23 protein-coding genes are annotated in these 23,969 nt (G+C 64.3%); 17 read left to right on the plus strand and 6 right to left on the minus strand.

Annotation, left to right across the window (positions count from 1 at the left end; genetic code table 11):
* The first annotated feature begins 7 nt into the window (after positions 1-7).
* From V1294_RS05860 to V1294_RS05875, 4 genes are read left to right on the plus strand one after another with little or no spacing between them, the layout of a single operon-like run.
* Complete coding sequence (locus tag V1294_RS05860; protein ID WP_334488691.1) at positions 8-190, plus strand: DUF4089 domain-containing protein; 183 nt, start codon at positions 8-10, stop codon at positions 188-190.
* Positions 191-197: 7 nt separating this feature from the next.
* Positions 198-1,595 carry an AtzE family amidohydrolase gene (locus tag V1294_RS05865; RefSeq protein WP_334495757.1) on the plus strand — a complete coding sequence of 466 codons (1,398 nt, stop codon included), beginning with the start codon at positions 198-200 and terminating at the stop codon, positions 1,593-1,595.
* A gap of 2 nt (positions 1,596-1,597) precedes the next feature.
* Positions 1,598-2,008: an oxalurate catabolism protein HpxZ gene (gene hpxZ / locus V1294_RS05870; protein ID WP_334495759.1), complete on the plus strand. Its 411-nt coding sequence runs from the start codon at positions 1,598-1,600 to the stop codon at positions 2,006-2,008.
* Entirely contained in the window at positions 2,005-2,739 is a 735-nt protein-coding gene (locus V1294_RS05875; protein ID WP_108519601.1) for a GntR family transcriptional regulator, read from the plus strand. Before hpxZ ends, V1294_RS05875 begins: the two co-directional genes overlap by 4 nt.
* 35 nt (positions 2,740-2,774) lie before the next feature.
* Here the strand turns inward: V1294_RS05875 and atzF are convergent, their stop codons facing one another.
* Positions 2,775-4,583 carry an allophanate hydrolase gene (gene atzF, locus V1294_RS05880; RefSeq protein WP_334495762.1) on the minus strand — a complete coding sequence of 603 codons (1,809 nt, stop codon included), beginning with the start codon at positions 4,581-4,583 and terminating at the stop codon, positions 2,775-2,777.
* Positions 4,584-4,792: 209 nt separating this feature from the next.
* Positions 4,793-5,308, minus strand: coding sequence for a MarR family winged helix-turn-helix transcriptional regulator (locus V1294_RS05885; RefSeq protein ID WP_334504508.1), 516 nt, complete (start codon positions 5,306-5,308; stop codon positions 4,793-4,795).
* Positions 5,309-5,478: 170 nt separating this feature from the next.
* Here V1294_RS05885 and V1294_RS05890 point away from each other — a divergent pair, with 170 nt between their 5' ends.
* Positions 5,479-7,341, plus strand: coding sequence for a feruloyl-CoA synthase (locus V1294_RS05890; RefSeq protein ID WP_334495764.1), 1,863 nt, complete (start codon positions 5,479-5,481; stop codon positions 7,339-7,341).
* 12 nt (positions 7,342-7,353) lie between these two features.
* Here the strand turns inward: V1294_RS05890 and V1294_RS05895 are convergent, their stop codons facing one another.
* The gene (locus tag V1294_RS05895; RefSeq protein ID WP_334495766.1) at positions 7,354-7,869 is read right to left on the minus strand and encodes a MarR family winged helix-turn-helix transcriptional regulator; all 516 of its coding nucleotides are present in this window, start codon (positions 7,867-7,869) and stop codon (positions 7,354-7,356) included.
* Between the two features lie 137 nt (positions 7,870-8,006).
* Between V1294_RS05895 and V1294_RS05900 the strand changes: the two genes are divergently transcribed.
* On the plus strand, positions 8,007-9,194 hold the full coding sequence (locus V1294_RS05900; protein ID WP_334504511.1) for an ABC transporter substrate-binding protein: 1,188 nt from the start codon (positions 8,007-8,009) through the stop codon (positions 9,192-9,194).
* 258 nt (positions 9,195-9,452) lie between these two features.
* Here V1294_RS05900 and V1294_RS05905 read toward each other — a convergent pair whose 3' ends face one another.
* A complete protein-coding gene (locus V1294_RS05905) occupies positions 9,453-9,983 on the minus strand; it encodes a MarR family winged helix-turn-helix transcriptional regulator (RefSeq protein ID WP_334488711.1) in 531 nt (176 codons plus the stop codon).
* Between the two features lie 80 nt (positions 9,984-10,063).
* On the opposite strand from V1294_RS05905, the gene V1294_RS05910 reads away from it, so the two are divergent.
* The 4 genes from V1294_RS05910 to V1294_RS05925 all read left to right on the plus strand — a co-directional run bounded on the left by V1294_RS05910 (position 10,064) and on the right by V1294_RS05925 (position 14,701).
* Positions 10,064-11,299: a cytochrome P450 gene (locus V1294_RS05910; protein WP_334495768.1), complete on the plus strand. Its 1,236-nt coding sequence runs from the start codon at positions 10,064-10,066 to the stop codon at positions 11,297-11,299.
* A 10-nt stretch (positions 11,300-11,309) separates the two neighbouring features.
* Positions 11,310-11,633 (plus strand): 2Fe-2S iron-sulfur cluster-binding protein, encoded by a 324-nt coding sequence (locus V1294_RS05915; RefSeq protein ID WP_108519592.1) that lies wholly within the window; start codon positions 11,310-11,312, stop codon positions 11,631-11,633.
* 85 nt (positions 11,634-11,718) lie between these two features.
* Complete coding sequence (locus tag V1294_RS05920) at positions 11,719-12,933, plus strand: ABC transporter substrate-binding protein (protein WP_334495770.1); 1,215 nt, start codon at positions 11,719-11,721, stop codon at positions 12,931-12,933.
* Between the two features lie 187 nt (positions 12,934-13,120).
* Positions 13,121-14,701 carry a tannase/feruloyl esterase family alpha/beta hydrolase gene (locus tag V1294_RS05925; protein ID WP_442895427.1) on the plus strand — a complete coding sequence of 527 codons (1,581 nt, stop codon included), beginning with the start codon at positions 13,121-13,123 and terminating at the stop codon, positions 14,699-14,701.
* A 3-nt stretch (positions 14,702-14,704) separates the two neighbouring features.
* Here V1294_RS05925 and V1294_RS05930 read toward each other — a convergent pair whose 3' ends face one another.
* Entirely contained in the window at positions 14,705-15,979 is a 1,275-nt protein-coding gene (locus tag V1294_RS05930; protein WP_334495772.1) for an NAD(P)/FAD-dependent oxidoreductase, read from the minus strand.
* Between the two features lie 209 nt (positions 15,980-16,188).
* Between V1294_RS05930 and V1294_RS05935 the strand changes: the two genes are divergently transcribed.
* From V1294_RS05935 to V1294_RS05965, 7 genes are all read left to right on the plus strand, one after another.
* Positions 16,189-16,497, plus strand: a complete 309-nt coding sequence (locus tag V1294_RS05935) for a hypothetical protein (RefSeq protein WP_334495774.1) — start codon at positions 16,189-16,191, stop codon at positions 16,495-16,497.
* A gap of 21 nt (positions 16,498-16,518) precedes the next feature.
* Positions 16,519-17,406, plus strand: coding sequence for a sigma-70 family RNA polymerase sigma factor (locus V1294_RS05940; RefSeq protein WP_334495776.1), 888 nt, complete (start codon positions 16,519-16,521; stop codon positions 17,404-17,406).
* 251 nt (positions 17,407-17,657) lie between these two features.
* Positions 17,658-18,833, plus strand: coding sequence for an ABC transporter substrate-binding protein (locus V1294_RS05945; protein WP_334495777.1), 1,176 nt, complete (start codon positions 17,658-17,660; stop codon positions 18,831-18,833).
* 147 nt (positions 18,834-18,980) lie between these two features.
* Positions 18,981-19,898, plus strand: a complete 918-nt coding sequence (locus V1294_RS05950) for a branched-chain amino acid ABC transporter permease (protein ID WP_334488733.1) — start codon at positions 18,981-18,983, stop codon at positions 19,896-19,898.
* Positions 19,895-20,842: a branched-chain amino acid ABC transporter permease gene (locus V1294_RS05955; protein ID WP_108519585.1), complete on the plus strand. Its 948-nt coding sequence runs from the start codon at positions 19,895-19,897 to the stop codon at positions 20,840-20,842. The genes V1294_RS05950 and V1294_RS05955 overlap by 4 nt, the downstream gene beginning before the upstream one ends.
* A gap of 4 nt (positions 20,843-20,846) precedes the next feature.
* Positions 20,847-21,614: an ABC transporter ATP-binding protein gene (locus V1294_RS05960; RefSeq protein ID WP_334490183.1), complete on the plus strand. Its 768-nt coding sequence runs from the start codon at positions 20,847-20,849 to the stop codon at positions 21,612-21,614.
* On the plus strand, positions 21,607-22,320 hold the full coding sequence (locus V1294_RS05965) for an ABC transporter ATP-binding protein (RefSeq protein ID WP_334495779.1): 714 nt from the start codon (positions 21,607-21,609) through the stop codon (positions 22,318-22,320). Before V1294_RS05960 ends, V1294_RS05965 begins: the two co-directional genes overlap by 8 nt.
* 153 nt (positions 22,321-22,473) lie before the next feature.
* Here the strand turns inward: V1294_RS05965 and V1294_RS05970 are convergent, their stop codons facing one another.
* Positions 22,474-23,910: a glutamine synthetase family protein gene (locus V1294_RS05970; protein ID WP_334495780.1), complete on the minus strand. Its 1,437-nt coding sequence runs from the start codon at positions 23,908-23,910 to the stop codon at positions 22,474-22,476.
* Between the last annotated feature and the right edge of the window lie 59 nt (positions 23,911-23,969).

Below are 23,969 nucleotides of genomic sequence, written 5' to 3' on the forward strand. Positions count from 1 at the left end.
ACGAAAAATGCCCGCCGATCCGCTGGACGATTACATCAACGCCGTATCCAACGCGCTGGCGCTGCCGGTCGAGGAAGCCTGGCGGCCTGCCGTGCGGGCAAATCTCGAAGTGTCGCTGAGGCTGGCGCGGCTGGTCGATGAATTCCCGCTGCCGGACGAAACCGAGCCGGCCAGTGTCTACACAGCCTGATAGCGCCATGACTGTAAACACCGACGGGCTGTCAGCCCAACAAATCGCGCAGGCCGTAACAGACGGCAAGCTGTCCGCGCTTGACGCGACCGAGGCTGCGCTGGCGGGAATCGCCAAACACGATTCCGTGCTGAATTCGTTCACCGACGTCACCGCCGACCGCGCGCGTGCGAAAGCCCGCGCGGTCGATGCCGCAATCGCCGCCGGCCAGAAGGTCGGCCCGCTCGCCGGCGTGCCGTTCGCGGTGAAGAACCTGTTCGACGTCAAAGGTCTTTCCACCCGCGCCGGGTCGAAGATCAATCGCGATCTGGCGCCGTCGCCGCGTGATGCCACGCTGATCGAGCGCATGGAGGCCGCTGGCGCCGTGCTGGTCGGCGCGCTCAACATGGGCGAATACGCCTACGATTTTACGGGCGAGAACGTGCATGACGGCCCGTCGCGCAATCCGCATGATCCGACGCGGATGACCGGCGGCTCCTCGGGCGGCTCCGGCAGTGCGGTTGGCGGCGCGCTCGTTCCGATCGCCCTGGGATCCGACACCAATGGTTCGATCCGCGTGCCATCGTCGTTCTGCGGCGTCTTTGGCTTGAAGCCGACCTACGGCCGGCTGTCGCGGGCGCGGTCGTTTCCCTTTGTCGCAAGCTTCGATCATCTCGGCCCGTTCGCGCGCAGCGTCGGCGATCTCGCGCTGGCCTATGATGCCATGCAGGGCCCTGACGCCGATGACGCGGCCTGCACGACGCGGCCGGTTGAACCGGTCACCTCACTGCTGGCGCAGGGTGTCTCGGGCCTGCGGGTCGCGGTGGCCGGCGGCTATTTTCAGAAGAACGTCTTTCCCGAAGCGGTCGAGGCTGTCGCGCGCGTTTCCAGGGCGCTCGATGCCACGCAAACAATCGAAATTCCGGAGGCCGCGCGCGCCCGCGCGGCGGCTTACGTGATCTCCACCACCGAAGGCGCATCGCTTCATCTCGACCGGCTGCGAAAACGTCCGAATGATTTCGATCCGGCGGTGCGGGATCGCCTGATCGCCGGCGCGATGGTCCCGGCGCCTTTGGTCGATCGCGCGCAGAAATTCCGCCGCTGGTATCGCGCAAAGGTGCTCGAACTGTTCAAGTCGGTGGACGTGATTATCGCCCCGGCCACGCCCTGCATCGCGCCCAAGCTCGGTCAGGTGAATTTCGTGCTCGACGGCGTCGAACTCCCCGTGCGCGCCAATATCGGCATCCACACCCAGCCGATTTCGTTCATCGGCCTGCCCGTCGTCGCGGTGCCGGTGCCGCTGGAGCCGATGCCGATCGGCGTGCAGATTATCGCCGCGCCCTGGCGGGAGGATATCGCGTTGCGGGTTGCGCATGCGCTGGAACGTATGGGCGTTGCCGCGGCTCCAGCCCCGAGAGGATTATGACGATGAAGATCGATCTTCCCGACGTACTGGCCGAAGTCACCGCGCAATTCGCGCGCTACGAGAAGGCGCTGGTGTCGAACGACGTGGCCGTGCTCGACGAACTGTTCCGCAACGATTCCCGCACGCTGCGCTACGGCATTGGTGAAAATCTCTACGGCTACGAGGCGATCATGGCGTTCCGCGCCGCGCGCTCGCCGGTCGGGCTGATGCGGCGGACCGACAAGACCGTGATCACCACCTATGGCCGTGACGCGGCGGTCGCCTCGACGCTGTTCTATCGCGAGGGCGCGCCGGGCAAAGTCGGACGGCAGATGCAGACCTGGGTGCGTTTTCCGGAAGGCTGGAGGATTGTCGCGGCCCATGTCAGCATCATCAATGATCCCGACGCTCCCAAGGTGGATTCGAAGTCATGAGTCTTGACGATCTTCGCACGCCAACGCCGCCATCCGGCGCGGAGGCCGAGACGCCGGTCCGGCGCGTCGATCGGCCTTCGTCGCTGCGGGACAAGGTCACGCGCGCGGAAGAGCTGCGGCTGCAGTTGGCCGACGAGATCGTGCGCGGCGTGCTGGCGCCGGGATCGGCGCTCGACGAGACCGATATTGCGCGGCGCTTTTCGGTGTCGCGCACGCCGGTTCGCGAGGCGCTGCGGCAACTGGTGGCGAGCGGGCTGGTCGAAGCCCGCGCCCACCGCGGCGCCGTCGTCGCGCAGCCTTCGCTGGATCGTTTGACTGAAATGTTCGAGGCGATGGCGGAACTGGAAGCGCTGTGCGCCGGGCTCGCGGCGGAGCGGATGCCGCCGGGGGATCGCCAGAAGCTGGAAGCGGTCCACGAGGAATTGCGGGTGCTGAGCCACGCCGGCAATCCCGAACGCTTTCACGAGGTCAACGAGCGTTTCCACAACGCGATCTATGCCGGCTCGCAGAACAGCTATATCGCCGAGATGACGCTGGCGACGCGGGTGCGGGTGCAGCCGTTCCGCCGCGCCCAATTCCGCAACCTCGGGCGGCTGGCGAAATCGCACGCCGAGCACGACCGCGTCGTGGTCGCGATCATGCGCGGCGACAAGGCGGGTGCAGCGGCCGCGATGCGCGCCCATATCGAACTGGTGCGCGGGGAGTATGAGATTTACGCGGTGTCGGTGTAAGGCTTTCGCCGCTTGCCCACCCTACGAAACGACGGCTAGACGCCCGCTTTCTCCGCCATGAACGCGCGCCAGCCACCGTAGGCCGAAATATCGCGTGCGCCATTGATCGCGGCGGGTTCGACGACAAAGCCCTTCACACCTCTTCCATCTGCGAGCCGTACCGTCCCAATCCCGAGCGGCGGCGGGATCGCGGCGACGAACTTGCCGAAGGCTGCGGCCGACAGCGCCCATAGCTCCAGCTTGATCGAACTGCCCGCGCCTGTGCCCGCGCGCAGCATGCCAGGCTTTGGCGGCGTGGTGTCGAGCGCATAGAGTTTGTAATCGGGCGCGGTGGTGGCCTCTTCGAGCAGGCGTCCGCCGAGCACCTGCAGTTCGCCGTTGAGCGCCATGCCGGAGAGATGCGCGCCGACCACGGCGATGGTGATTTCATCGTTGCTGGTGCCGGCCGGCAATGGCGCGAGCGCGGGCTGCGTCAGGCCCTTGGCCCCCATCTTCAGTTTGGTGTCGGCATGAAACACCCGTCCGATGCTGGCGAGCGCTGCGTCGCGTCCGGCGGGCGCAAGCAGCGTGATGCCGAATGGAATGCCGTCCGCGCGCATCGCGGCCGGCAAGGCAAGGCCGCAGAGGTCGAGCAAATTCACAAAATTGGTGTAGGTGCCGAGCCTCGAGTTGAGCTCGACCGGATTGGCCAGCACCTGCGCGGTCGAATAGGCAGTCGGCGCCGTCGGCAGCACCATCGCGTCGAAATGGGCGAAGCTGCGCTCGGCGACACGTCGCAGCGCCTGCAGCCGGTAGAGCGAGGCAAAGGTGTCGGCGGCGGTCAGCCGAGCGCCGGCCGCCGTGATCTCGCGCGTCACCGGATGGATCGAATCCGGCGCGGATGCCAGCAGGTCGCGAATGACGAGATAACGTTCGGCGACCCACGGTCCCTCATAGAGCAGTCGCGCGGTCTCATAAAACGGCTCCAGATCGAATTCGACCAGCGTGGCGCCGAGCGATGTCCAGCGCGCAAGCGCTTCGCCATAGGCTTTCTCCGCGGCGCGGTCGCCGAAGAAGATCAGTTGGCCGTTGCGCGGCACGCCCAATCGCAATTGGCCGGGAAACGCGGACACTGCTCCCAGCGGCCGGTCGCGCGAAAACGGGTCGGCGCCATCAGGGCCGGCCATCGCCGCCAGTGCGGTCATCGCGTCGTCGACGGTGAGCGAGAACACCGAAATGCAGTCCAGCGTCCGGCACGCCGGAACGACCCCGGCGTTGGAGATCAGCCCGAGGCTCGGCTTAAGTCCAACGATGTTGTTGAGCATCGCCGGCACGCGGCCCGAACCGGCGGTATCGGTGCCGAGCGCGAGCGGCACCAGGCCTGCGGAAACCGCGACCGCCGATCCCGAACTCGATCCGCCTGGAATCAGATCGGCGCGGATCGGATTGACGGGAATGCCGTAGGGCGAGCGAACGCCGACCAGGCCGGTCGCGAACTGGTCGAGATTGGTCTTGCCGATGATGATGGCGCCGGCCGCCCGCAGTTTTGCGACCGCCGTCGAATCCTGCGCGGGCAAATAGGAGAAGGCCGGGCAGGCGGCCGTGGTCGGCAAACCCTGCGCGTCGATATTGTCTTTCACTGCGACCGGGACGCCGAGCAGCGGAAGCGATGCCGCATCCTTCGAGGCCAGCGCTTCGGCATCCGCCAGCGCCTCCTTCTCGTCGCGCAGGCTGATGAACACGGCCGGATCGTTATAGGCGCGGATGCGCTGATAGAAGCGGGCGATGGTTTGCGCCGGGGTCATGGTCGCGGCGCGGTGCGCGGCGACGATGGCGGCAACGGTTTCAGGCGCGTCAGACTCCATGGCGAGCAAAACTCCAGCGAGCAAAGGTTACCGCGAATGAAGCAAGCGATGTGCCATTGTGTACAATCGTTGGATGGCGCCAGCCTTAAACGATAGGTACGTAATATCAGGTGTTTAGGACACGAGCATGCACGCGCTGCGTGCCCGGCGCGGCCGAGTATATGCCTAAAATCTGAGCGGTGAGGCCTAAGGCGAGGCTGCGGCCCCGCTCAGGTGAACGCGGACAGGATTTGCAGCAGCCGCTCGCGGTTTTCCTTGCCGATTTTATCGGCCACATGGCGCTCATGTTCGGCGGCGAGCCGCCTGAACTGCGCCAGTGCGGTCCTGCCTCGCGCGGTCAGGTGCAGGGCGTGGGAGCGCCGGTCGGTGGCCGATTGGATGCGGCTGACGAGGTTGCGATGTTCGAGACTGTCCAGCAGATGCACCAGCCTGGCGCGCTCGATCCCGAGCCGCTTGGCGACCGCCATCTGGCTCAGGCCGGGATTGGCACCGATCACCGTCATGACGGAGTATTGCGTGGGACGGATGTCGACGGCGGCGAGCGTGCGGATAAAATCCTGAAAAATCCAGATCTGGAAGCGCCGTACCGCATAGCCGGCGTGGCCCGCCAGCGCGTCGAGGGCGATCCCGTCATTCATGACGTTGCTTTGCGTGCTGCCGTTTCCGGCTTGCTTGCGGCCGGAACGCGGTCGCGCGCTTGCGCGCGATTTGGCCGTTCTGGGCATGTGACTGTTTCCCGCCATCGCCTCTCCTTCTAACGCTTCGCGCACTTCAAGGGAAGATTGTTGTTGACGACAACAATTGTTGTGCTCAACATTAGGGCCAAGCAGCCCTTCGAGCTGCACGCCGGCATGACGCACGGCAATCCCGTAACCAGCCGGGACAGGAGGAAACCATGACCCTCGCCGCCGCAAGCGGTGACAATTCCCGCAGCCTGTTCGCGATGCCCGCGATTGTCGCCGACCGCCGCGCCGACGGCAGCATTCTGGTGCGGTCGACCGTGCCGCTGCAGCCGGGCGCGCGTTGCATCGGCGACTGGCTGGAGCATTGGGCGCGGCAGGCGCCGGAGCGGGTTTTTCTCGCCGATCGTACGAGCGCCGATACGCCGTGGTCGACGGTCACCTACCAGGACGCGCTGATGCAGGTTCGCGCGAGCGCCGCGTGGATCCTCGCGCAAGGGCTGAGCGCCGAGCGGCCGCTGGTGATCCTGTCCGACAACAGCGTCGAGCACGCGCTGTTCGCGCTCGCGGCCCAGCACGTCGGCGTGCCATCGGCCGCGATCTCGCCGGCCTATTCGCTGATGTCGAAAGACTTCGACAAGCTCCGGAGCATGATCACGCTGCTTCGGCCCGGCGCGATCTATGTTTCCGGCACGAAACCGTTCGCGGCGGCGCTGGCGGCGATCAAGCCGCTGCATTCGGCCGCGATCGTCAGCGGCAGCGCTGGGGACACCGACGCCATCTCGTTTCGCAACATTGCGGCCACGCCGGAAACGCCCGACGTCGAAAAAGCCTTTGCCGCGATCGCGCCCGACACGATCGCAAAATTCCTGTTCACGTCAGGCTCGACCGGCACGCCAAAGGCCGTCATCAACACCCAGCGCATGCTGACCTCGAGCCAAGAGGCCAAGGCGCAGACATGGACGTTCCTCGAAAATAGCGGCGAGGATCTCGTCATCCTCGACTGGCTGCCGTGGAGCCATACTTTCGGCGCCAACCACAATTTCAATCTGGTGCTGCGCAACGGCGGCACGCTCTATGTCGACGGCGGCAAGCCGGCGCCCGGGCTGTTCGCGACTTCGCTGGCCAACCTGCGCAGCGTGATGCCGACAGTCTATTTCAACGTGCCGCGCGGTTTTGACATGCTGATCGTGGCGCTGCGAAGCGATGAGGAGCTGCGGCAAAAATTCTTCAGCGAGGTAAAATTCGCCTTCTATGCGGGCGCGGCGCTGCCGCAGAATCTCTGGGACGCGTTGGAGGAGCTCTCGATCAAGACCGTCGGCCGCGCGATGCCGATGGTGTCGGCGTGGGGCTCGACCGAAACCTCGCCGCTCGCGACCGATTGTCACTTCCAGGCCAAGCGCTCCGGCAATATCGGCGTGCCGATCCCGGGGACTGAACTGAAGCTGGTGCCGTCGGGCGACAAGCTGGAGGTGCGCGTGCGCGGCCCGAACGTCACGCCCGGCTACTGGAAGGCGCCGGAATTGACCGCGCAGGCGTTCGACGCGGAAGGCTTTTACCTGATCGGCGACGCCGTGACTTTCGCCGATCCGGCGCGTCCCGAACTCGGCCTGTTTTTCGACGGCCGCGTCGCCGAGGACTTCAAGCTCAATTCCGGCACCTGGGTCAGCGTCGGAACGCTGCGCGTTGCGGGCATCGCCGCGCTGGCGCCGCTGGCGCAGGACATTGTCGTCACCGGCCATGGCGGCGATGAGGTCCGCTTTCTGGTATTTCCAAACATCGCGGCCTGCCGGGCCCATGCCGGCCTGCCTGATAATGCCGACGTGAACGGCGTGATCGGTCACGACAAGGTGCGGGCTACAATCGCGCAGGGCCTCGCCAAACTGAAGGCGCAGAGCGGCAATTCGTCCGGCCATGCCACGCGGGCGCTGCTGCTGGCCGAGTTCGCGTCCGTCGACGGTGGCGAGATCACCGACAAGGGCTACATCAACCAGCGCGCGGTGCTGACGCGGCGCGCGGCCGCGGTGGCGACGCTGGGCGATGATTCCTCGGCTGAATGGGTCGGCTGCGCCGGCTGAGACGCAGGCGCCTTAAAATCCGTTCTTGTGCGCTTCGACCAGCCGCACCAGCATCTGGAGAAAGGCGGTCTGCTCGGGCTTGCTGAGTGCGGAAAGCGTCTGTGCATTGAAACGTTCGCCGAGCCGGCTGGCCTCGTCGGCGCGCCGCTCGCCCGCCGCGCTGAGGCTGAGCTCGACCGCCCGCTTGTCCCGCGTGGACCGCTTGCGTTTCAAGACGCCGGTCTCCTCCATCCGCGACAGGATTTTTACCAAATTGGGCAGTTGCATTTTCAGCACGCCGGCAAGTTCGCTCTGCGTCACCGTCCTGTTGTCGCGCACCGCGACGAGGATGGCGTATTCGAGCGGCGAGAGTTTTAGCGCGTCGAAATACGGATAAAACGCCTCGAAGTTCTGCAACTGCAGGATCCGGATCATGAATCCCGGGGTCTGCCGTAGCGCGGTGAGATCGAGCTCTCGGCCCGCACCCGGCTCGGCCGGTCTGGCGGCCCCGTTGCCCTTGCGCGTCGAAACTTTGGCGATTCTTCCCATGGGCAATAGCTCGCACGGCACCACGTGAATTGACAATCCTCAAAATACTTATAAGTTATAAGTAATTTCGAAGTGGTCGCGAAGGCCGCCGTTTCCATAGAGGGAGGGAATGTATGCGACAGTTGTTTCGCACAGGAATGCTCGTTGCCGCGCTCGGCGGCATGCTTGCTAGTACGGCCCACGGCCAGGAGCGCGTCCGGATCGGCGTGCTCAACGACCAGTCGGGCGTGTTTTCGACCTATCAGGGCGTAGGCTCGGTCATATCAGCGCAAATGGCCGTGGAGGATTATGGCGGCAAGGCCGCCGGCAAGCCCGTCGAAGTCATCACCGCCGATCATCAGAACAAGACCGATGTCGGCGTCGGCATCGCGCGGCGCTGGTATGACACCGAAAGCATCGACGCCATTTTCGACCTGCCGAACTCGGCGATCGCGCTCGCGGTCGCCAATATGAGCGAGCAGAAGAACAAGGTCTTCATCGGTTCGGGCGCCGGAACCGCGCTTCTCACCGGCGAAAAGTGCACGCCGAATACCGTGCACTGGACCTACGACACCTACGCCTATGGCCGCGGCCTCGGCAAAGCCGTGGTCGCGCAGGGCGGCAAGAAATGGTTCTTCCTGACCGCCGATTACGCCTTCGGCCACGATCTGGAGAGGCAGGCCGCCGAAGGCGTCAAGGCCTCCGGGGGCGAAGTGCTCGGCGCCGTGCGCCATCCGCTCGGCACCGCCGACTATGCGTCCTTCCTGCTGCAGGCGCAGGCCTCGGGCGCCGATATCGTCGGAGTGGCCAATGCGGGCGACGACACCATCACCTCGATCAAGCAGGCGGCAGAGTTCGGGCTGACGAAGAAGCAGAAGCTGGTCGGGCTGATTCTCGGCATGAACGGCATTCCCGCGCTCGGCCTGAAGGCGGCGCAGGGCGCGCAGATCATGAATCCGTTCTACTGGGATTTGAACGACGGCACGCGCGCCTTCGCCAAGCGGTTCGCCGAACGCCATCCGCAGAAGAATTATCCGAACGACATGCAGGCCGGCGTCTACGCGTCCGTGCTGCATTACCTGAAAGCGGTCGACAAGATCGGCGGCGCCGCCGACGGCAAGGCCGTGGTCGCGGCGATGAAGGCGATGCCGACCGATGACCCGCTGTTCGGCAAGGGAACCATCCGGAGCGATGGCCGCAAGATTCACCCGTTCTATCTGCTGGAGGTGAAGAAGCCCGACGAGTCCACGTCGAAGTGGGACCTGCTCAAGGTCGTTGCGACAATTCCGGGCGATCAGGCGTTTCGCCCCGAAAGCGAGGGCAACTGCCCGCTGGTCAAGAAATGACCTGATCAGCCTGCTGCCGGCAGGAACCGGCGGCGGCCGAAAATCGATCGTCGAGGCCTGCCGTTTATGTTGCCAAGGCAACTAATTTGTGCGAGCCTGTTTTCGACAAGCGGCCGATCGCAGAGCGCAGAGAGTGCCGGGCCGCGCAGGGAGAAACGGATGTTTGGGCGTGTCGGATCGTCACGACACAGTGCGGTACTGCGCGCGCAGCACGATGGCGTCGTCGTCGTTCAGCGCGGCGTGGCCGACGCGTTCCGCTCAGTCCCGGTCGTTGATTTCGCCCGCGCCTTTTACGGCATCGAGATTGCCGTGAACCCGCAGCAGCAGCCCGATCAGGGTTTCCCGCTCCGGCTTGCTCAGGCAGGAGAGCAGGCGGCGTTCGCGCTCGAGCGCGACCGCGATGACCTGGTCGTGGGTGGTAAATCCCTTCGCGGTCAGCGAGATCGAATGGGTGCGTCCGTCCTGCCGGTCGGCCCTGATGCTGACCAGCCCGCGCTCCTCCATTCCTGCCAAGGTTCTGCTGACCGGTCCCTTGTCGAAACCGATGACGTGGCAGATGCGCGCCGCCGAAATTTCCGGCTCGATCGCCAGCAGCGACAGAATCCGCCATTCCGTGACGTTGACGCCAAAGCGCTTCTGATAGACCACGGTCGCGCTGCGCGACAATTTGTTGGCGATGAAGGTGATGAGCGCGGGAACGTAGCGGTCGAGGTCGAGCACCTGTTCGGCGCGTCCGCTCCTGCCTGCCGTGCCCGCGCGGGGCGCGCGCGCCTGTTTGTTCCTGCTCATGCTCTTCCGAAGCCGCTCCAGCATTCCAGACATAGAGACAGGGCACACCGTTCCGCAAGAACAATATGCAGGAGACCCACATGAGCGCGACCTCCCGCACAGATTCTGCAACCCCGGCGCGGGCGGCGCCGGCCGGTGTGCCAAGCCTGGACGTAGACCCGTTCTCGAACGAGTTTTTCGAGGATCCGCACGCGATCCACGACACCCTCCGCGAGGCCGGGCCGCTGGTATGGCTCGACAAATGGGGCGTCTATGGCGTGGCGCGTTATGCCGAGGTGCATGCCGTCCTCAACGATCCCCTGACGTTCTGTTCGAGCCGCGGCGTGGGCCTGAGCGATTTCGCCAAGGAAAAGCCGTGGCGCCCGCAGAGCATCATTCTTGAGGCCGACCCTCCGGCGCATACCAGGACGCGCACGGTGCTCGCCCAGGTGCTGTCGCCGACGGCGATGAAAGGGGTGCGCGAACATTTCACGGCGATGGCCGCCGCCAAGGTCGACGAATTGCTGGCGCGTGGAAGTTTCGACGCGGTTGCCGATCTTGCGGAGGCCTATCCGCTCTCGGTGTTTCCCGATGCGATGGGCCTGAAGCAGGAGGGGCGCGAGAACCTGCTGCCTTACGCGAGCCTGGTGTTCAACTCCTTCGGGCCGCCGAACCAGTTGCGCCAGGAGGCGATCGAACGCTCGGCGCCGCACCAGGCCTATGTCGCCGCGCAGTGCCAGCGCGAAAATCTCGCGCCCGGCGGATTCGGCGCCTGTGTCCATGCACGCGCCGATGCGGGCGACATCACCGCGGAAGAGGCGCCGCTGTTGGTGCGCTCGCTGCTTTCGGCGGGCCTCGACACGACCGTCAACGGCATCGGCGCCGCGATCTATTGCCTGGCGCGCTTTCCCGATCAACTCGCGCGGCTGCGCAGCGATCCGACGCTGGCGCGCAATGCGTTCGAGGAGGCGATCCGCTACGAAAGCCCGGTGCAGACCTTCTTCCGCACCACGACGCGGGAAGTCGAACTCACCGGCCACCGCATCGGTGAAGGCGAGAAGGTGCTGATGTTCCTCGGCGCCGCCAACCGCGATCCGCGGCGCTGGGAAAACCCTGATAGCTACGACGTCACCCGCCGTACCTCGGGCCATGTCGGGTTCGGTTCGGGCATCCATATGTGCGTCGGCCAGCTTCTCGCGCGTGTCGAAGGCGAGGTAATGCTGGCGGCGATTGCACGCAAAGTTGCGACCATCGCGATCACCGGTCCGGTGAAGCGCCGCTACAACAACACGCTGCGCGGCCTCGAAAGCCTCCCCATTACGATTTCTCCGGCCTGACGGACCGCTCATGCCAAGCATCACCTTCATCCATCCCGACGGCCGCCGGCAGAACATCGAGGCAAGCGCGGGCGAAAGCGCCATGCAGGCCGCGACGCGGCAGGACATCAACGGAATCCTGGCGGAATGCGGCGGCAACGCCATGTGCGCCACCTGCCACGTCTATGTCGACGAGGCCTGGCTTGCGCGCCTGCCGGCCATGGGTGGCGACGAGGACGCGCTGCTGGACGGCGCCGCCGCCGAACGGCGGACCAACAGCCGCCTGTCCTGCCAGATCAAGTTCGCCGCCGATCTCGATGGTTTGGTCCTCAGCCTGCCGGACCGGCAATTGTAACGGCGCCATCGTCCGATATCGCGCGGTGAAATCAAACCCGGCGAAGTCCGGGAAACTCAAAATCGAATTCCAAAGGGAGAGAACAATGAAGGTTTGCAGGTTCGGTCTGGCGCTTGCTTTGTCATGCGCGACGTGGGGCGCGGCGCGCGCGGAGATTTCCGACAACGTCGTGCGCGTCGGCGTGCTCAACGACATCTCCGGCATCTTCCAGGACACCAACGGCATGGGTTCGGTGGAAGCCGCGCGCATGGCGGCGGAGGATTTCAACGGCGGCGGAAAGAACATCAAGGTCGAGATCGTCTACGCCGATCACCAGAACAAGGCCGACGTGGGTTCGGCGATCGTGCGCAAATGGCTTGATGTTGACGGTGTCGACGCCGTGGTCGACGTGCCGAACTCGGCGGTCGGCCTCACCATCAATTCGCTGCTGCGCGACAGCCGCATGACGTTTCTGGCATCGTCGACCGCCAGCTCCGACCTGACCGGCAAGGCCTGTTCGCCCAACACCATCCAGTGGGTCAACGACGCCTGGGCGACCGGCAACTCCACCGCGGCGGCGATGATGGCGCGCGGCGGCAAGGAATGGTACTTCATCACGGTGAATTTCGCGCTCGGCCAGGGCATCGAGGCCGAGGCCACCAACTACATCGAAAAGCACGGCGGCAAGGTGCTGGGCTCGGCCAAGCATCCGCTCAACACGGCGGATTTTGCTTCGCTGTTGCTGCAGGCGCAGAATTCCAAGGCCAAGGTGATCGGGCTTGCTAATGCCGGCGGCGATACCGTCAACGCGGTGAAGCAGGCGGCGGAGTTCGGCCTCCAGCAAAGCGGCCAGACCATGGTGGCGTTCCTGCTGTTCATCAACGACGTCCACGGCATGGGGCTGAAGGTCGGCCAGGGCCTGCAATTGTTCGAGGCGTTCTACTGGGACATGGATGACGACACCCGCGCGTTTGCAAAACGCTTCGCGGCACGGCCGGGCGTGAACGGCAAGATGCCGAGCGGCAATCAGGCCGGTGTCTATGCTTCCACGCTCGCCTATCTCAACGCGGTGGCGGCCACCGGCAGCGACCATGCCAAGGATGCGGTGCCGCAGATGAAGAAGTTCAAGGGCAAGGACAAATTGTTCGGCGACGTCACCATCCGCCAGGACGGTCGCGTCATTCACCCGATGTATCTGTTCGAGGTGAAGAAGCCGGCAGAGTCGAGATATCCTTACGATTACTACAAGCTGGTCTCGACCATTCCGGCCGACCAGGCGTTCCGCCCGCTTGCGGACGGCGGCTGTTCGCTGGTGAAGTGAGGCTTATTTCGATTGACGTCTGCGTGGCGCAAACCATTGTAGGCCTGACGGCCGGCCAAAACGCGGCTGCAAGACGATAGCGGGGGAAACGATGCAACACTTCAAGTTCGATCTGCGCGCGTGGACTCAGTTGGCCTCGTTGCTCGTGGCGACATCGCTCATTAGTACGGATGCGATGGCCGCGAAGATGACCGGCGATCCGGCCGCGACCTGCAGCGGCCTCATCCGACCGGCCGATAATGCCGTCCGGATCGACTCCGCCTCCATGATCGCGCCTACTCCGCTCGCGGTCGCCGAAAGGGGGCCGACGCCGGCCGCGCGCGTCACGCCGGCCAATCCGGAATTCTGCAAGGTGCTCGGCCAGATCGCACCGTCCGATCCCAAGGCGCCGCCGATCAAATTCCAGGTAAACCTCCCGATCGAGTGGAACGGCCGCTCGCTGCAATATGGCGGCGGCGGCTTCAACGGCGTGCTGATCACCGGCCTCGCGTTACCGCCGGCCTATCCGTTCGGCACGCCTTCGCCGCTGGCGCGCGGCTTTGTCACCTACGGCACGGATTCCGGCCACGAGACCAAGCCGGGCGAGCCGCCGCAGGTGTTTGCGCTCAACGACGAGGCGTTCGAGAATTTCGCGCATCGATCCTACAAACGCGTGCGGGATGCCGCCGTCGCCCTGATGGTGCGCGCCTACGGCAACCCTCCCGCCAAACTGTACTTCATGGGATCGTCGGAAGGCGGCCGCGAGGCGCTGACGATGGCGCAGCGCTATCCCGATGATTTTGACGGCATCTTTGCCCGCGTGCCCGTCATCAATTGGGTTGGCTTGCAGCATGCCGGCACGCGGTCGGGCTTGGCGACGATGGGCGAAGGCTGGATCCGTCCTGCGCAAGTAGAACTCGTGGCCAAGGCGGTGCTGCAGGCTTGCGATAAGGCCGACGGCGTAGAGGATCTGCTTGTTCTGGATCCGGTCGGCTGCAAGGCGAAATTCCAGCCGGACTCACTGCACTGCACGGAGGGCAAAAACGGCGACCAGTGTTTGAGCGAGCCGCAGATCGCGGCGATCAAGACGCTGCATTCGACCTACAAGTTCTCCTTCCCGTTAGAGAACGGCCTTGATGATTATCCGGGCTGGGGCGTCTCAGGCGAAAACACCCCAGCCTTCGGTCCGACCGGCGGCTGGGGCGCCTGGTGGCTCGGCAAGGCGGCGCCGGCGCAGCCGCCAGTACCGGCCAACGGCATCGCCTGGATCTACGGTGCGGGCGGCATCCAGTATGTCTTCGCGCGCGACCCGAAACTCGACGTCACGACCTACAAGCCTGACGATCACAAGGAGCGGTTGCTTCAGGTATCCAAGCTGATGGACTCGACCAATCCGGACCTCAGCCGCTTTGCCGCGCGCGGCGGCAGGCTCGTGATTCTCGAGAACATGGCCGACTACGCCCAGAGCCCCTATGCGGGGATACGCTACTTCGAAAACGTGCAGCGCAAGCTGGGCAAGGAGAAGACGGCGGAGTTCGCCCGACTCTACACGGCGCCCGGCGTCGATCACGTCGGCTCCGGTGCGCCCGCCAATGTCGACATGCTGGCTGTGCTGGTCGACTGGGTCGAGAATGGCAAGGCGCCCGGCGATCTCGAGGTGACCGAGCAGAAGGTCGAAGCGCCGGGGTTCGAAACGATGCGCGCGCTTCCCTTGTGCCAGTGGCCGGCATGGCCGCATTACAAATCGGGAGAGGTCAATCGCGCGGCGAGTTTTGCCTGCGCGCCGTGAGCTTTATCCCGTGACCTTGCTCGAGCCTTGCGTGATCAGCCGGGCGGCGCGTTGATCGCGGGCGTGGATCCACAGCCAGCTCAGCGCGACGCTGAGCCGGTTGCGCAGGCCGATCAGGAAGTAGATGTGGGCGATGCCCCAGATCCACCAGGCGAGATTGCCACGCAGCTTGATACGGCCGAAATCGATCACCGCTTTTTTCTTGCCGATCTGCGCGAGGCTGCCGGCATGCTTGTAGCGGAACGGCGGCAGCGTGCCGCCGTTCAAGCGCGCCTTGATCAGCGCCGCCACGTAGCGTCCCTGCTGTTTCGCCGCCGGCGCGATACCCGGCACCGGATTGCCGTCGGGGCCGGCGATGGTCACGGTGTCGCCGACGGCAAAGATGTCGGGATGGCCGGGCACGGTCAAATCTGGCTCGACCTTCAAACGGTAGGCGCGGTCGGCGGGCGCGTTCAGCCATTCCGCCGCGCGCGAGGCCCGCACACCGGCGGCCCAGACGATGGTTCTGGCCTCCAGTCTGTTGCCGCCATAGACGACACCGTCGATCGCGCATTCGGTGACGGGCTGTCCCAGCACCACCTCGACGCCGAGCTCCTCCAGCGAACGCTGCGCATAGGCCGAGAGGTCCTCGGGAAAACCGGCGAGCACGCGTGGGCCGGCCTCGACCAAGACGACGCGGGTCTTGTGGGTGTCGATGTTGCGAAAATCCGGCGGCAGCGTGTCCCTGGCGAGGTCGGCGATGGTTCCGGCCATTTCGACGCCGGTCGGCCCGGCGCCGATGATGACGAAGGTCAATAGCGCCGCGCGCCGCACTGGGTCGGTCTCGCGCTCGGCGCGCTCGAAGGCGACCAGGATGCGCCGCCGCAGCGTGGTGGCGTCCTCCAGCGTTTTGAGGCCCGGCGCGAACGGCTCCCACTCGTCGTGGCCGAAATAGGCGTGGCGGGCGCCGGTGGCGAGCACCAGCGTGTCATAGGGCAGCGCATCGCCGTCATCGAGCAGCACGCGCTTTCCCGCGGCATCGACGCCGCTGACATTTGCGAACAGCGTCGTCACCTCCTTGCGTCCGCGCAGCAAATAGCGGATCGGCCAGGCGATTTCCGACGTCGCCAGCGAAGCGGTTGCGACCTGGTAGAGCAGCGGCTGGAACAGATGATGGTTGCGGCGGTCGATCAGCGTGATCCTGACCGGCGCACCGGCGAGGCCGAAGGCGGTCTCCAGGCCGCCGAAACCGGCGCCGACGATCACCGCGTGATGGGGCTGTTTCGGCGCTGTCGTCATGGCATGCAACCCCGGTTTCGGATGTCTCAACACATGGATTATGTAGCCATTTCTCTCACCGGTCCAAGGCGCCTTTGCTAATCGGTCGATAGCGAATGCGTATCGCGCGAAGGGGCGAAAAGATTTTTTCGGGACCGCATCCTTTGGCTGGTTCCAAACGTCCTTGGGATCGAAGCGCTGCCTTTGCAGCCGCCAACGAGGAGAAGCCCATGCGACGGACCGTGGTAAGATACAGGACAAAGCCGGAAATGACCAACAGGAATGCCGAACTGGTCGCGGCGGTGTTTGCGGAACTGAAGGCGGCGCAGCCGGAAGGCTTCCGTTATATGTCGCTGCGGCTGGAGGATGACACCTTCATCCATTTGGTCGAGAGCGCGGCCGATGACGGCTCCAGCCCGTTGCCGAAGCTGGCGGCATTCGCCGCGTTCCAGAGCAGCATTCGGGACCGTTGCGTCGAACCGCCGCTGCCCAAGGGCGCCGCCATCGTCGGCAACTATCGCATGCTGGGCGAGAACTGAACCCCGATTGCCGGAGGCAGAATGACAGTTGTGCCCGAGTCGTCCGCCGCCTTCGACCTCGAACGCCTGCTGGTAGCGATGCGGCCAAGGCTGCATCGCTATTGCGCGCGCATGGTCGGCTCTGTCATCGACGGCGAGGACGTGCTGCAGGACGCGCTGATCAAGGCGGTGGAGGCGCATGCCGCCGCCGGCAACATCGGCAATCCCGAGGGCTGGCTGTTCCGGATCGCGCACAACACGGCGCTGGATTTCCTGCGCCGGCGCAACCGCCAGGAGGCGCTGCGCTCGGGTGAGGAGGTGGAAATGATCGTTGACCAGCTCGATGCCGTGGAGAGCCGCCAGATCGCCGCCACCTCCTTGCGCACCTTCATGCGCCTGCCGGTGGCGCAGCGCTCAAGCGTGATCCTGATGGACGTGCTCGGCTGCTCGCTCAACGAGATCTGCGAGGTGATGGATTGCAGCCTGCCCGCAGCCAAGGCCGCGCTGCATCGCGGCCGCGCGCAGTTGCGGGAAATCGCCGATGAGCCGGACGACGCGCCGCAACAGCGATTATCGGATGCCGACCGCGCGCGGCTTGGCGCCTACGTCGCCCACTTCAACGCGCGCGATTTCGACGCGATCCGCGCCATGATCGCAGACGACGTCAGGCTCGATCTCGTCAGCAAGTCCCGCCTGAACGGCAAGGCCGAAGTGTCCCGCTATTTCGGCAATTACGCCAAGGTGAGCGACTGGCGTCTCGTGCCGGGTCTGGTGGAGGGACATCCCGCTATTCTGGTGTTCGACCCGAACGAGCTTGATGGGGCCCCGAAATACTTCATGCTGCTGGGATGGGCGGCCGGCAAGGTCGCGACCATCCGTGATTTCCGCCATGCGGCGTACGCGATCGACGGCGCGGAATATTCGGTCTGAACCGCTCGCCACGTGCGACAATTGTTGCCTCGGCAACCGGAACTATAGTTCTTGCCATCCCTACCATCCGCGAATTATGGTGCAGGCCATCGGCGGCATGAGCCGAAGGTCCAAAGCCGGGCCGGCGGTTCATGCTTGCCGCAGACCAGCGATTTCGCGCACAAAATACCTCACCTGATAATGAGGCGTGCGAGACAAGCCCGGTCGCCCGGTCGACCGGGTCTGGTTCGATAACGAGGAGGGGAGTGATTATGAAAAAGGCATTCTGGCTGGCGGGCGCAACCGTTTTGGCGCTGACGCAGACGGCGTTCGCAGGCGATACCATCAAGATCGGCTTTGTTTCGACCTTCAGTGGCCCGACCGCTGTAATCGGCAACGACATGCGCAACTCGTTCGAGCTGGCGCTGGACCATCTCGGCCGCAAGATGGGCGGCAAACCCGTCGAGGTGATCTATGAGGACGACGGCCAGAAGCCTGATGTGGGCAAGCAGAAGACCGAAAAGCTGATCCAGTCCGACAAGGTCGATTTCATCGCCGGCTATATCTGGTCGAACGTGCTGCTGGCCTCGCTCAAGACCGCGGTCGATTCAAAAACCTTCCTGATCTCGGCCAATGCCGGGCCCTCGCAGCTCGCCGGCGAACTCTGCTCGCCCTACGTGTTCTCGACCTCCTGGCAGAACGATCAGACCCCGCAGGCGGTCGGCACCTACATGAACCAGAAGGGCGTCAAGTCGGTGTTCCTGATCGGCCCGAACTACGCGGCGGGCAAGGACATGCTGGCCGGCGTGAAGAGCACGTTCAAGGGCCAGGTCGTGGGCGAGGAATACACGGTGTGGCCGAGCCAGCTCGACTTCTCCGCCGAACTCACCAAGGCCAAGAACTCCAAGGCCGAGTCGATCTTCGTGTTCTATCCGGGCGCTGCCGGCGTGCAGTTCCTCAATCAGTATGCGCAGGCCGGCATCAAGGCGCAGATCCCGCTCTATACGGCCTTCACCATCGACGAACTGTCATTGCCGCTGCAAAAGGAAAACGCGCTCGGCGTTCCCGGCGCGCAGCAATGGGTCAACGATTTGCCGAACGCCGAGAACAAGAAGTTCGTCGAAGACTATCGCAAGAAGTATACCGGCCTGCGCCCGACCTTCTACGGCGCGCAGTCCTATGACGCCGCGAACCTGATCAACAGCGCGATTATCGCCGTAAAGGGCGATACCTCGAAGAAGGACGAGATGAAGGCCGAGATGGAGAAGGCCAACTTCAAGTCGGTGCGCGGTCCGTTCAAGTACGGCAACAACCACATCCCGATCCAGAACTTCTACCTGCAGGACGTGGTCAAGGACGCCGACGGCCAGCTCGCGCTCAAGACGGTGGCGACCATCGTCAAGGACGACCAGGACCGTTTCGCCGACAAATGTCCGATGAAGAAGTGATGGTTGGCATGGCCGGTGCATGATCTCGCGGATACGCCCTCGGGCTTGACCCGGGGGTGGTTTGCGACAGATCATCCGCCCAAGAAGAAAATGGCGGCGGCGCAGATGTGCTGCCGCTGTTTTGTTAGGCCTAGAGTTTAAGGATCCATGCTCGTCCTCGTAGAACAATCGCTGAACGGCCTGCAGTTCGGCCTGCTGCTGTTTCTGCTGGCAGCCGGTCTGACGCTGGTGTTCGGCATCATGGATTTCGTCAATCTGGCGCACGGCTCGCTCTACATGATGGGCGCCTATTTCGCCGCCACCTTCGTGGCCTGGACGAACAGTTTTGTGCTCGGCATCCTGCTGGCGCTCGGCGCCACGTTGCTGCTGGGCATCGCGCTCGAATTCATCGCGCTCCGGCATCTCTACGGCCGCGACCATCTCGACCAGGTGCTGGCGACCTTCGGGCTGATTCTTTTCTTCAACGACGCGGTACGGCTGATCTGGGGCCCGGCCGGCCTGTCGCTGCCGCTGCCGGCCTGGCTGACCGTGCCGGTGCAGATCGTCCCCGGCGTGTTCTATCCGGCCTATCGGCTGTCGATCATCGTGGTCGCGCTGGCGGTCGCGGCGCTGCTTTATATCGTCGTAATGCGGACCCGCATCGGCATGCTGATCCGCGCCGGCGCCTCCAACCGCGAAATGATCGGCGCGCTCGGCATCAATATCAAGCTGCTGTTTACGCTGGTGTTCGGGCTCGGCGCGGCGCTCGCAGGCCTTGCCGGGTTGATGCAGGCGCCGATCCTCACCGTGCAGATCGGCATGGGCGAGAACATCCTCATCCTTGCCTTCGTCATCATCGTCATCGGCGGCATCGGCTCGATCCGCGGCGCCTTCCTTGCTGCGATCTTCGTCGGCATGATCGATACGCTCGGCCGCGCCTTCCTGCCTGATTTGCTGCGCATGGTGTTGAGTTCCGCCGCAGCCTCCACCGCGGCACCCGCATTGTCCTCGATGCTGATCTATCTGCTGATGGCGATTGTGCTCGTCGTGCGGCCGGAGGGGCTGTTTCCGGCCGCCAAGCGATGAAATCTCAACTCAACGTCCGTAACGTCGTCGTGGCGCTCGTCGCGCTTGGCTTGCTGCTGCTGCCGCTTTATTCCGCGCTGACCGGCAACATCTTCATCCTGACGCTGTTCACCCGCATCGTCATCTTTGCGCTCGCCGCCGCCAGCCTCAACCTCATCATGGGCTATGGCGGCATGATGAGCTTTGGCCATGCCGCCTATCTCGGCATCGGCGGCTATGCGGTGGGCATCCTCGCCTATGAGGGCATCGGCTCCGGCTTCATCCAGTGGCCAGTGGCGCTGGCGGCATCGGCGCTGTATGCGCTCGTGATCGGCGCGCTCAGTCTGCGTACCCGCGGCGTCTATTTCATCATGATCACGCTCGCCTTCGCGCAGATGGCCTATTACATCGCCTCGGGTCTTTCTCGATATGGCGGTGACGACGGCCTCACCATCTACAAGCGCAGCACTTTCGGCGGCCTGATCGACCTGTCGAACCGCGTGCAGTTCTATTACCTCTGCCTCGGCTGCCTGTTCGGCGGCGTCTACCTGATCTGGCGCATCATCAATTCCCGCTTCGGCATGGTGGTGCAGGGCGTGCGTTCCAACGAGCAGCGCATGCAGGCGATCGGCTTTCATGCCAACCGCTACCGGCTGGTCTGTTTCGTCATCTCCGGCACGATCTGCGGCCTCGCCGGCGCACTTCTTGCCAACAATACCGACTTCATCAGCCCGGCCGGGATGTACTGGACCCGCTCCGGCGAACTCATGGTGATGGTGGTGTTCGGCGGCATGGGCTCGCTGTTCGGTCCTGTCCTGGGCACCATCGTGTTTCTCCTGCTGGAAGAAGTCCTGTCGCAATTCACCGAATACTGGGCGTTGATCATGGGCCCGCTGTTGCTGCTGATCGTGCTGTTCGCGCGCGGCGGCATCATGGGCGTGCTCGGGAGGTTGAGCCGTGGCTGATTCTTTGGCTGATCCCTTGCTCCGCGTCGAAAACCTGGTCCGGCGCTTCGGCGGCATTCTTGCTACCGACAACCTGTCGCTCGACGTCGTGCCGGGCGAACTGCACGCCATCATCGGTCCAAACGGCGCCGGCAAGACCACGCTGATCAGCCAGTTGACCGGGCAATTGATGCCGAATTCCGGCACGGTTCATTTTGCCGGCCGCGACGTCACCCGGCTGCCGTCCTATCAACGTAGCCGGCTCGGCCTGGCGCGCTCGTTCCAGATCACCTCGCTGCTGCCGGACTTCACGGCCGCCGACAATGTTGCGCTCGCAGCCCAGGCGCACGACGGGCACTCGTTCCGATTCTGGGGCAGCGCGCGCAAGGAGAGGCATCTGCGCGACGCCGCGCAGGCGGCGCTAACGCGGGTAGGGCTTGCGAAACGGGCCGACGTGCCAGTGTCCGAATTAAGCCACGGCGAACAGCGCGAGCTGGAGCTCGCGGTGGCGCTTGCCACAAAACCGCAATTGCTGCTGCTCGACGAGCCGATGGCCGGCCTCGGCGTCACCGAATCCGCGCGCATGGTGGCGCTGTTGAAGGAACTGCGGAAGGAAGTCACCATCGTGCTGGTCGAGCACGACATGGAAGCGGTGTTCGCGCTCGCCGACCGCATCACCGTGCTGGTTTATGGCCGCGTGATCGCGTCCGGCGATCCCGACGCGATCCGGAGCAATGAGGAAGTGAAGCGCGCCTATCTCGGCGACCAGCATGTGGTGGTCGGTCATGGCTGAAACCTTGTTGGAAATCGACGGCATCGAGACCTGCTACGGCCTCAGCCAGGTGCTGTTCGGCCTCTCGCTGAAGGTCCAATCGGGCGAGATGGTTGCCCTGATGGGCCGCAACGGCATGGGCAAGACCACGACTATCCGCTCTATCATGGGCATGACGCCGGCCCGATCAGGCAAGGTCCGCTTCGCCGGCGAGGAAGTGCGCAGCCTGCCGTCGTATAAAATTGCAAAACTCGGCATCGGCCTGGTGCCGGAAGGCCGCCAGATCTTTCCGAACCTCACGGTGTACGAAAATCTGGTCGCAGCCTCCGGCAACCGTCAGGGCAATCCCGATCCCTGGACCATCGACAAAATCCATGCGCTGTTTCCGCGGCTCGCCGAGCGCAGCAGCAACATGGGCGTGACCCTGTCGGGCGGCGAGCAGCAGATGCTGGCGATCGGCCGCGCGCTGATGACCAATCCGAAGCTGTTGATCCTCGATGAAGCCACCGAAGGCCTCGCGCCCCTGATCCGCGAGGAAATCTGGAATTGCCTGTCGATGCTGAAGGGCCGCGGGCAGTCGGTGCTCGTGATCGACAAGAACGTCGCCAACCTCTCCCGCATCGCCGACCGCCACTACATCATCGAGCGCGGGCGGACGGTGTGGACGGGGACGAGCGAGCAGTTGATCGCCGAGCCGGATCTGCAGCACAGGTACCTGGGGATTTGAGGCATCTCTATCGTCGTCCCTGCGAACGCAGGGACCCATACCGCGTGATCTATCGATTTAAGGATGCTGTTCGACGACCTGTCGTAACCATAAAAATTTGTGGTTATGGGTCCCTGCGTTCGCAGGGACGACGAGAGAGCGCACCTTGCCTCCTCAAAACATCTCGAAATATTCGCGGTGCTCCCAGTCCGACACTTCGGCCTGAAACCGCTCGATCTCCGCGTTCTTGATATGCACGTAATAATCCACGAACTCCGCCCCCAGCGCCTGCCGAAAGAACGGATCGTCCTGCAGCGCGAACACCGCCTCGCGAAGACTCTTCGGCAGCAGCGCGGCCTTCGTCTCATACGGCGTATCCGCCGACGGACCGGGATCCAGCTTGCGGTCGACGCCATCAAGTCCTGAGAGAATCTGCGAGGCCATGTAGAGATAGGGATTGGCCGCGGGCTCGCCGATGCGGTTTTCCAGCCGCGTTGCGCTATCGCCCGGGCCGCCGAGCACGCGGATCATGACGCCGCGGTTGTCGCGGCCCCAGATCGCGCGGTCCGGCGCAAGCGAGTAGGAGCGGTAGCGCTTGTAGCCGTTGATGGTGGGTGTCGTGAACACGGTTGACGCACGCGCATGCTCCAGTAGTCCTGCGAGATAGAAACGGCCGAACGGGCTCAGCGCTTCGCCGTCGTCCCTGGTCATGAACGCGTTCTCGTCGTTTGCGCGCGACACCAGCGATTGATGCAGGTGCCAGCCGGAGGCAAATACATTCGGCAGTTTCGGCCGGCACATGAAAGTGGCGTGATAACCGTGGCGGCGGGCGATCTGCTTCACGGCGGACCGAAACAGCACCATGTTGTCGGCGGGCGTCAGCCCCTTGGTCGGCTGGAAGGTGAATTCGCACTGGCTTGGGCCGAACTCCACCTCGACCGACCGCAGGGGCAGGCCGAGCGCCAGCACGTCGCGGCGGATGATTTCCAGCGCCGGCTCCATCTGGTCGTAGCGCTGCTCGGTCAGGTATTGATAGCCGTGCGACAGCAGGCTGACCGATGGCGGCCGCCCGGGCTGGCCGGCATCTTCAGGGGCCATATGCGCGTCTTCGAGCTTGAAGAGGTGGAATTCGACCTCGAGCCCCGCGATGAAATCGTAACCACGGCTTTCCAGTTGATCGAGCACCTTGCGATAGAGGTGCCGCGTGGCGAACGGCACCGGACGGCCGTCGCTGAAGTAGAGGTCGCACAGCAGCCATCCCGTGGTCGGCGCCCAGGGCAGCGCGCGGAACGTCGTCGGGTCCGCGACCATCAGGACGTCGGCGGCGCCTTCCATCTCCTTCATGCCGAAGCCGCCGCCGGCCGTGAATACCGGGAACACCGTCTTGTGCGAGGTGTCCTTGGCCAGCATCGTCGTGGTGATGGAGCAGCCGCTTTCCAGCGAAGCAATTGCTTCGGCTGCGACCAGCGTCTTGCCGCGCAAAATGCCGTGCTGATCGGGGAATGAAAGCCTGATGACTTCGAGCTTCTGCTCTTCAACGATCTTGCGCAGGCGGCCGGCCGCTTCCTGCTGTTCTCCAGACCACAGCCCGTGACGTTCCACGAAACTCAACGCGTCACTCCCCGGTTCGAGGCCGAAGCGCAGCGGCTTACTTCTCCCTCGCCCCGCAC

The sequence above is a fragment of the Bradyrhizobium sp. AZCC 1678 genome, assembly GCF_036924765.1.
GTDB classification, from domain to species: Bacteria; Pseudomonadota; Alphaproteobacteria; order Rhizobiales; family Xanthobacteraceae; genus Bradyrhizobium; species Bradyrhizobium algeriense.